Annotated in this window: 5 protein-coding genes; 3 read left to right on the forward strand and 2 right to left on the reverse strand. The window is 63.8% G+C overall.

From position 1 onward, the window contains the following. The first annotated feature begins 43 nt into the window (after positions 1-43). Complete coding sequence (locus SP5_RS04275; protein WP_042484568.1) at positions 44-1,204, forward strand: penicillin-binding protein activator; 1,161 nt, start codon at positions 44-46, stop codon at positions 1,202-1,204. Between the two features lie 117 nt (positions 1,205-1,321). Here SP5_RS04275 and SP5_RS04280 read toward each other — a convergent pair whose 3' ends face one another. Both SP5_RS04280 and hemW read right to left on the reverse strand, forming a co-directional pair. Next, the gene (locus tag SP5_RS04280) at positions 1,322-4,402 is read right to left on the reverse strand and encodes a TonB-dependent receptor (protein ID WP_167334673.1); all 3,081 of its coding nucleotides are present in this window, start codon (positions 4,400-4,402) and stop codon (positions 1,322-1,324) included. Positions 4,403-4,769: 367 nt separating this feature from the next. Beyond that, the gene (gene hemW, locus SP5_RS04285) at positions 4,770-5,924 is read right to left on the reverse strand and encodes a radical SAM family heme chaperone HemW (RefSeq protein ID WP_042484587.1); all 1,155 of its coding nucleotides are present in this window, start codon (positions 5,922-5,924) and stop codon (positions 4,770-4,772) included. On the opposite strand from hemW, the gene SP5_RS04290 reads away from it, so the two are divergent. After that, positions 5,923-6,543 (forward strand): CAP domain-containing protein, encoded by a 621-nt coding sequence (locus SP5_RS04290; protein ID WP_245613398.1) that lies wholly within the window; start codon positions 5,923-5,925, stop codon positions 6,541-6,543. The two genes, hemW and SP5_RS04290, sit on opposite strands and share 2 nt — an antisense overlap. 33 nt (positions 6,544-6,576) lie before the next feature. Continuing rightward, on the forward strand, positions 6,577-6,963 hold the full coding sequence (locus tag SP5_RS04295; protein ID WP_042484572.1) for a hypothetical protein: 387 nt from the start codon (positions 6,577-6,579) through the stop codon (positions 6,961-6,963). The last annotated feature ends 78 nt before the right edge of the window (positions 6,964-7,041 follow it).

Genomic DNA, 7,041 nt, shown 5'->3' on the forward strand with positions numbered 1-7,041 from the left:
GGGGGCCGTCATTCGGGGCCGCTTCCCATTTTCGACGGGGCGTATGGGGCGCGCCGTCGCGCTGGCGACGACGCTGGCGCTGGCCGCCTGTCAGACGATCGTGCCGCGCGGGCCGGTGGAACAGCCCGAGTCGCGGCCGGTGCCGACCACCCCGCGCCCCTCGACCGAGCCGGAGGCGGGGCTGCCCCGTGACACCGCGCGCCATCGCATCGCGCTGCTCGTGCCCTTGTCGGGCAGCAATGCCGGGGTGGGCCAGTCGATCGCCAATGCGACGATGATGGCGCTGCTCGATGCGCAGGCCGACACGATCCGCATCACCAATTACGATACCGCGAACGGCGCGGGCGCTGCGGCGCAGAAGGCGATCGCCGAGGGCGCGCAGCTGATCCTGGGGCCGCTCTTGTCCGAGGATGTCCGCGCCGTCGCGCCGATCGCGCATACCGCGCGGGTGCCGGTCATCAGCTTTTCCAACGATGCGGGCGTGGCCGGGAACGGCACGTATCTGATGGGCTATACCCCCGCCCAGTCGATCGACCGGGTCGTCACCTATGCGCGCGGACGCGGCGTCACGACCTTTGCCGGGCTGGTTCCCAACGGCCTTTATGGCGAACGGGCCTCCACCGCCTTCCTGCGGGCGGTCGAAGGGGCGGGAGGGCAGGTCGTCTCGCTCCAGCCCTATGGCCGGGTCGTGGGCGGCATCGGCGCGGCGGCACAGCGGCTGAACGCCAAGGCTCCCTATGACGCCGTGCTGATCGCCGATGGCGGCGCAACGGCGGCGGCGGCCGCGCCCATCCTCAAGCGCGGGCCGGGGGCGAACACGCGGCTGCTGGGCACCGAATTGTGGAATTCCGAATCGGGCATCGCCGCGCGCGCCGCGCTGAACGGTGCGTGGTTCGCCAGCGTCTCCAACACGCTCTACCGTCAATATGCGACCAAGTACCGCGCCCGCTTCCGCGCTGCCCCCTATCGTTTGTCGAGCCTGGGGTATGACGCGGTTCTGCTGACCGTGCGGATCGCGCGCGACTGGAAGATGAACGCGCCCTTCCCCGAGGCACGGCTGCGCGCCTCGGACGGCTTCGCCGGGATCGACGGCGCCTTTCGCTTCGGCCGCGACGGCGTGGCCGAACGCGCGCTGGAGGTGCAGGAACTGCGCGACGGCACCGCCGTGACCGTCAGCCCAGCACCGACCGGGTTCGGGGGATGATTGGCGAGGCCACTATAATGACCGTATAATAAAAATGGGGCCTGGCCGATCGCTCGGCCCAGCCCCAGGTCCAGGGTTGCCCCGACCATCGGTCTGGGCAACCCTTGGGGGTAAGGATCAGAAGGCGTACTGGAATTGAATCCGGGCACGGCGTGCAGCCTGATAGCCTTGGATCTGTCGGTAGAAGATCGACGCGGTGCCGTTGCTGGTCGTGCCGAATTCGCTGAAATTGTTCGGCGTCTGGAGATTCAGGACGTTGAACACCGACAGACGCAGTGTCGCAGTCGAACGGCCAATCGGGATCTTCGTCGAGATGTCGATATCGTCGGTGAAGAGCCAGCGTCCGCTGAACGCCGTGCCCCGCCGGACCAACTGAACCGGGAAGGCCACCGTCGGATCGGTGTTGATCGAGCCGTCCGGCCTCACCTGGCAATAGGCACCCGCCGCACCGTAAGCACGGGCATAAGGGTCGACCGAGCGAGGAACCGTGCCGATACAACCATATTTGCGCGGCGCGGTGGCGGAGAAGACGCCGCCGATGTTGAAGATGCCCAGCTGATAGCTGCCGAACAGCTTAAAGACATGACGGCGATCGTTCGGCGTATAGCCATACATGCCGCGCGTCAGGCCGGGCTGGTCGAAGTCTTGGGTCAGGCCGGTGTCGCTCTGCCCGTTGTCACTTTTCACGCCGCCTTCGTAATTGCCATAGGTCTTGCCGTAGACATACGAGCCTTCGATGCTCCACACGCCGTCGAATTCACGCCACACGCGGAAGGTCATCGAACGGTGGAAGCGTTGCGCCTTGGGATATCCAAGCTCGGCGGCCGTGAAGTTGACGGTGCGCAGCGAGGTTTCGCCGTTGACCGGGTCCGACAGCGTGATCGCGGCGGGAGAACCCGGATTGATCAGAACATACTGGTGGAAACCATTCCAGATTTGGTCACACCCCGCGATCTTCTGCGCCGTGCAATAATTGTTGACGGCCAGGTCGATTGCGGCGTCCTCCAGCACTTCGTTGAGGCGCGTGACCGTCAGGAACGTCTGGAAACGCCAGCGGTCGATCCGCTTTTCATAACCGAAGATCAATTCGTCTGCGGATTGCGGCTTCAAGTCCTGGGCTACTACTGAACGCGTATCGGGTGCCTTGCCGGTGCCGGTGACGTCGCAGTTGGCGATCCCAGTATCGGGGCAGTTGGCTGCACCGGCATAGAGGACCGGCGAGCCGAGGATCGGCACATTGTTCGCGCCAAGGCCTGCCAGCAAGTTGGTGCGGGTATAATAGGTCTCGCCGCCAGCTAGACGAATGTTCGTGTTTGCAGGCACCGGAACGTACAAACGGCTGTAGCTGCCGAAGAACTTGTCGGTCTGGTTGCCGATCGGATCGAAGGCGAAGCCCAGACGCGGACCCCACTGATTGCCCGACTTGTAGAAAGTGTCACCGTCACCATTCTTGTTCTCGAACCGGTCGAGACGCAGGCCAACGTTGAGGTTCAGCCGGTTCTCCATCAGCGACCAGCTGTCCTGAACGTAGAAGGCATCGTTACGCGACGAGAAGCCGCCGCCGACTTGGTAGGTGCTCTGGCGGACATAATCGGTTCCGACTGGCACGCCGAACTGATCGCCTGGACGGCTCTTCAGGATCGTGTAGTTGATGCCGTTGCCGTTGCCGAGATTCTGCACCACCGAGGACAGGTCTTCCCGATCATAGCCGAAGCGAACGTGATGAGCGCCGAGCAGCTTGAAGTAGACGTCGACGTCGCCGCGATAGAATTTGCGCACGTCCTGAGCCGAATTGATCGCACCACCTGGATTGGTCAGGCTGATCGACTGATCGGTACGCGAGTCGCTGACGGGTGGCAGGGTCGAGTTGGCGGAATTGATCGACTGGCCGAACGAGATGTTCTCGTTGCGCCCATAAGCGGCGGAGACAGTCAGCCAATTGCTCATCACACCGGTGTAGCGGCCGACATAGTTCGAGCCGCCATATTTGCCGTAGGTATAACCCTGATAGGGGCCATCCTGCCCCGTCGTCAGATTGAAGCGGTTGGCAAGCGAATTGGTGTTGCCGTACCGGCGAGTGGTTTCTTCACCGGACGTGTTGAAATAGGTGAATTCCAGGCGTTGCCCATTGGTTATGACCGCATCGATCTTGCCGCCGTAGAAGGGTGATGTCGTGCGATAGAAGCTGCGCGAGGTGCCGAGGAAGGTGTTGGTTGCCGGAAAGAACTGACGACCAGCACCCGTGGAAGCAACATTGCGCGCTTGGTACAGGCCATAGAAGAAGAGGTGATCCTTCCACAATGGGCCAGACAGTTCGGCCGTCATGCTGGAGGACTCGCTGCGCGTAAACTCGTTCGCCGAGTAAATCGTATCCTTGGTCCGCGTGACTAGCGAGTCGGGGTTCCAGTTGAACAGGATACCGCCATGGAATTCGTTCGAACCCGACTTGGTCGTTGCGTTGATGAAGCCACCGGTCGAACGACCGAATTCGGCCGCATAGCCGCCTGCCTTGACGTCGACGGTCTGGTAGAAGTCGAAAGGCACCGTCACCGCGTAGAGGCTCTTGCGGAAGTCGGTTATGTTCAGGCCGTTTACGAAGAACGCGTTTTCCGACACCGCAGAGCCGTTGATCGATGGCAGGCCGCCGAATGCTCCTGCACCCGCATTGGCGCCTGGCGCGAGTAGGATGACCGACTGGAGGTCACGACCGACAGGCAGGCGGGTCGCGATATCGGAAACGTCAATGACCGATCCGGTCGTGGTGCTGTCGAAGTCAGATGTACGGATGCGTCGACCCGACACGGTGATTTCACCAGACGTGCTTTCGGCACCCAAGGCGAAGCGGTTGGAGGCGGAACCGGCGCGTAGTTGGACTTCGTCCTCGCGGTAGGTGGCATAGCCCGGAGCGGTGATTGTGAAGCTGTAGCTGCCGGGCGGCAATTCCGGAATCTGATAGCTGCCGTCCTTGTCGGTGGTCGCGCTGCGGGTGAAGCCCTGTGCGCCAGATGTCACCGTGACCGTTGCCCCCGCAACCGGTTTGCCTGCAGCGTCGGTGACCGAGCCGCCAGCGATGACGTTCACATAGCCTTGGGCGGATGCCGGCGTCGCAACGACGGTAAGTCCGGAAGCGGCGACGATCGCGGCTGCTGCGGACAAGAGTATGCCTTTGCGGCGACGCCGCATTGTTACCATGCTCATCAATGATATCCCCCTCATATGCCCGCCCGATATCGAGCATGGCATTTGGCAAGGCCCCAAATTTATTGGTGTGGCCTTGCGCTCAACTTAGGCAAAGCGTCGAAGGGGGGTCAATATAGTATAATTTATTGTATTATTGATCTATATCACCTATTAAATGACTGATTTTTTACAGAAAAACTAACTTATGTGATAAAGGTATCAAAAAATACCAAATGTGACCTGAAATGTCATTCATTTCACGTTCAGATGTTGCTTTGCTGCAACAGGAGCCGTCAAGGCTATGCCGATGTTGCGTATGTCAGCCCTTCCGCGGCAACGGCACCGTCGCGGTCTATAAAAACGCGCTCGCCGGGAAACAGGTGGCTTACAGCACCACCTCACGCAGGATCGCGTCGAGCAGGAGCGCCCCCGCCTCGGTGACGATCAACCGCTCGCCGTCCAGGCGGACCAGACCCTGTCGCGCCAGGGTGGTGACGGCGGCGTGGTTCACCATCTCGCGTCCCTCGGCCAGTGCGGCGACGCGGGACAGGTCGACGCCTTCGGCCAGGCGCAGGCCCATGACCAGCGCTTCGGTCGCGCGGGTGGCCGGGGGGAGGGTTTCCTCCAGCTCGATGCCATGGCCGTTGCGGTCGACGGCACCTATCCAATTTTCCGGTTTCTTGCGTCGCGCGGTGGCGACGCCTTCGCGGCGGCCGTGCGCGCCGGGGCCGATCCCGGCATAATCGCCGTAACGCCAATAGGTCAGGTTGTGGCGGCTCTCCGCGCCGACCCGGGCATGGTTGGAGGTCTCATAGGCGGGAAGGCCTGCGGCGGCGGTGATCGCGCGCGTCGTCTCGAACAGGTCGGCGGCGGCGTCGCCGTCCGGAATGACCAGCCGCCCGGCCGCTGCCTCGGTATGGAAGCGCGTGCCCGGCTCGATGGTCAGCTGATAGAGCGACAGATGCTCGGTCCCATAGCCGATCGCCCGGGTCAGCTCGGCTTCCCACTCGGGCAGGGGCTGGCCGGGGCGGGCATAGATCAGGTCGAAGCTGACCCGCCCGAACTGCTCCTGCGCGGTCTGGAGCGCGCGCAGCGCCTCGTCCACGCCATGCGCGCGACCCAGGAAACGCAGCGCCTCGTCATCCAGCGCCTGCACGCCCAGCGAGGCGCGGTTGACCCCGGCGGCGGCGAGATCGGCGAAGCGCGCGGCCTCGACCGAGGAGGGATTGGCCTCCAGCGTGACCTCGATCCCCTCGGCAAAGCCCCAGTGGCGCTCGGCCGCGTTCAGGATCGCGGCGACGGTGGCGGGTGGCATCAGCGAGGGGGTGCCGCCGCCGAAAAAGATCGAGGTCAGCCGCCGTCCCGGCAGAATGGCGGCTTCATGGGCCAGATCGGCGAGCATCGCATCGGCCCAGACGGCTTGGTCCACCGACTCGCGGACATGGCTGTTGAAGTCGCAATAAGGGCATTTGGAGACGCAGAAGGGCCAATGGACATAAAGCGCGAGCGGGGCGGGGGACGGCGATATTGCGGAGGACATGATGCGCCCCGATATGGCGGCGATGCGCACGCTTCGCCATCTCTTATCGTTATCGGCCGCCGCGATCCTGCTGGCGGGATGCGGGCCGATGATCCCCTCGCAGACCGGCGGGGTGGAGCGGCCGCCGCCCCGGATCGTCGAGCAGCGGACCTCGGATGCGCCCGCGCCGCGGGGAGCTGGTTTGTTGCGGCAGGCCATGTTGAACGGCCACCGGGCGGCGCGTGCAGAGGTCGGTTTGCGCCCGCTGGTCTGGGACGAGGGGCTGGCGGCGAGCGCGCTGGCCTATGCGCAGGACCTGGCGCGCACCGGCCGCTTCGAACATGCCGAACAGCCGCAGGGACCGACGCGGCAGGGCGAGAATCTGTGGACCGGCACGCGCGGCGCCTATCGCTATGACGAGATGATCGGGCATTGGGTCGCCGAAAAGCGCGACTTCGTGAATCTGCCCGTGCCGCAGGCCAGCCGGACCGGCCAGTTCGGCGATGTGGCGCATTACACACAGATCGTCTGGGCGCGTTCCACGGCGGTCGGTTGCGCGATGGCGAGCAATGCGCGCGACGATTTCCTCGTTTGTCGCTATAGCCCGACCGGCAACGTCTTCGGCGAGCGGATTTTCTGACTCGGCCGGGCATGACGGGAAGGTACTGACGCGATGGCGAATCCCTATGATCCGATGGCGTGGATATCCTTCTGGACCGCACCCGCACGATTCGCGGTGATGGCGGGCGAGTCGATGCTGAGCGCGCAGAGCGTCATCGCCTCGCGCATGGGCGCGATGGCGACGGGCACGTCTTCGGCGGCGGAAATGACGCTGATGGTCAGCGAGAAGGTGAAGGCCTTCGACCAGTCGGCGAAGGTGTGGAACCGGGATCAGGCGGCGTTGTCGCGGCTGTCGCGGCACGACCCGCATGGGAACATGCTGGATGCCTGGGAAGCGATGGCGCGCGCGATGCTGATCGGTGCGTCGATGCCGGTGCAGGCGATGGCGCCGGTTCACAAGGCAGTCACGGCGAACCAGAAGCGGCTGGCGAAGGGGTAAGTCTTAAATCCTCCCCGGTACGGGGAGGGGGACCAGCCGCAGGCTGGTGGAGGGGGATGACCACATAGGTCGTCCTCT

Source organism: Sphingomonas parapaucimobilis NBRC 15100 (genome assembly GCF_000787715.1).
Taxonomy (GTDB): domain Bacteria; phylum Pseudomonadota; class Alphaproteobacteria; order Sphingomonadales; family Sphingomonadaceae; genus Sphingomonas; species Sphingomonas parapaucimobilis.

Coding starts and splice junctions, on each gene's coding strand:
- SP5_RS04275 (WP_042484568.1), top strand. CDS start 44: ATGGGGCGCGCCGTCGCGCTGGCGACGACGCTGGCGCTGGCCGCCTGT.
- SP5_RS04280 (WP_167334673.1), bottom strand. CDS start 4,402: ATGAGCATGGTAACAATGCGGCGTCGCCGCAAAGGCATACTCTTGTCC.
- SP5_RS04290 (WP_245613398.1), top strand. CDS start 5,923: ATGATGCGCCCCGATATGGCGGCGATGCGCACGCTTCGCCATCTCTTA.
- hemW (WP_042484587.1), bottom strand. CDS start 5,924: ATGTCCTCCGCAATATCGCCGTCCCCCGCCCCGCTCGCGCTTTATGTC.
- SP5_RS04295 (WP_042484572.1), top strand. CDS start 6,577: ATGGCGAATCCCTATGATCCGATGGCGTGGATATCCTTCTGGACCGCA.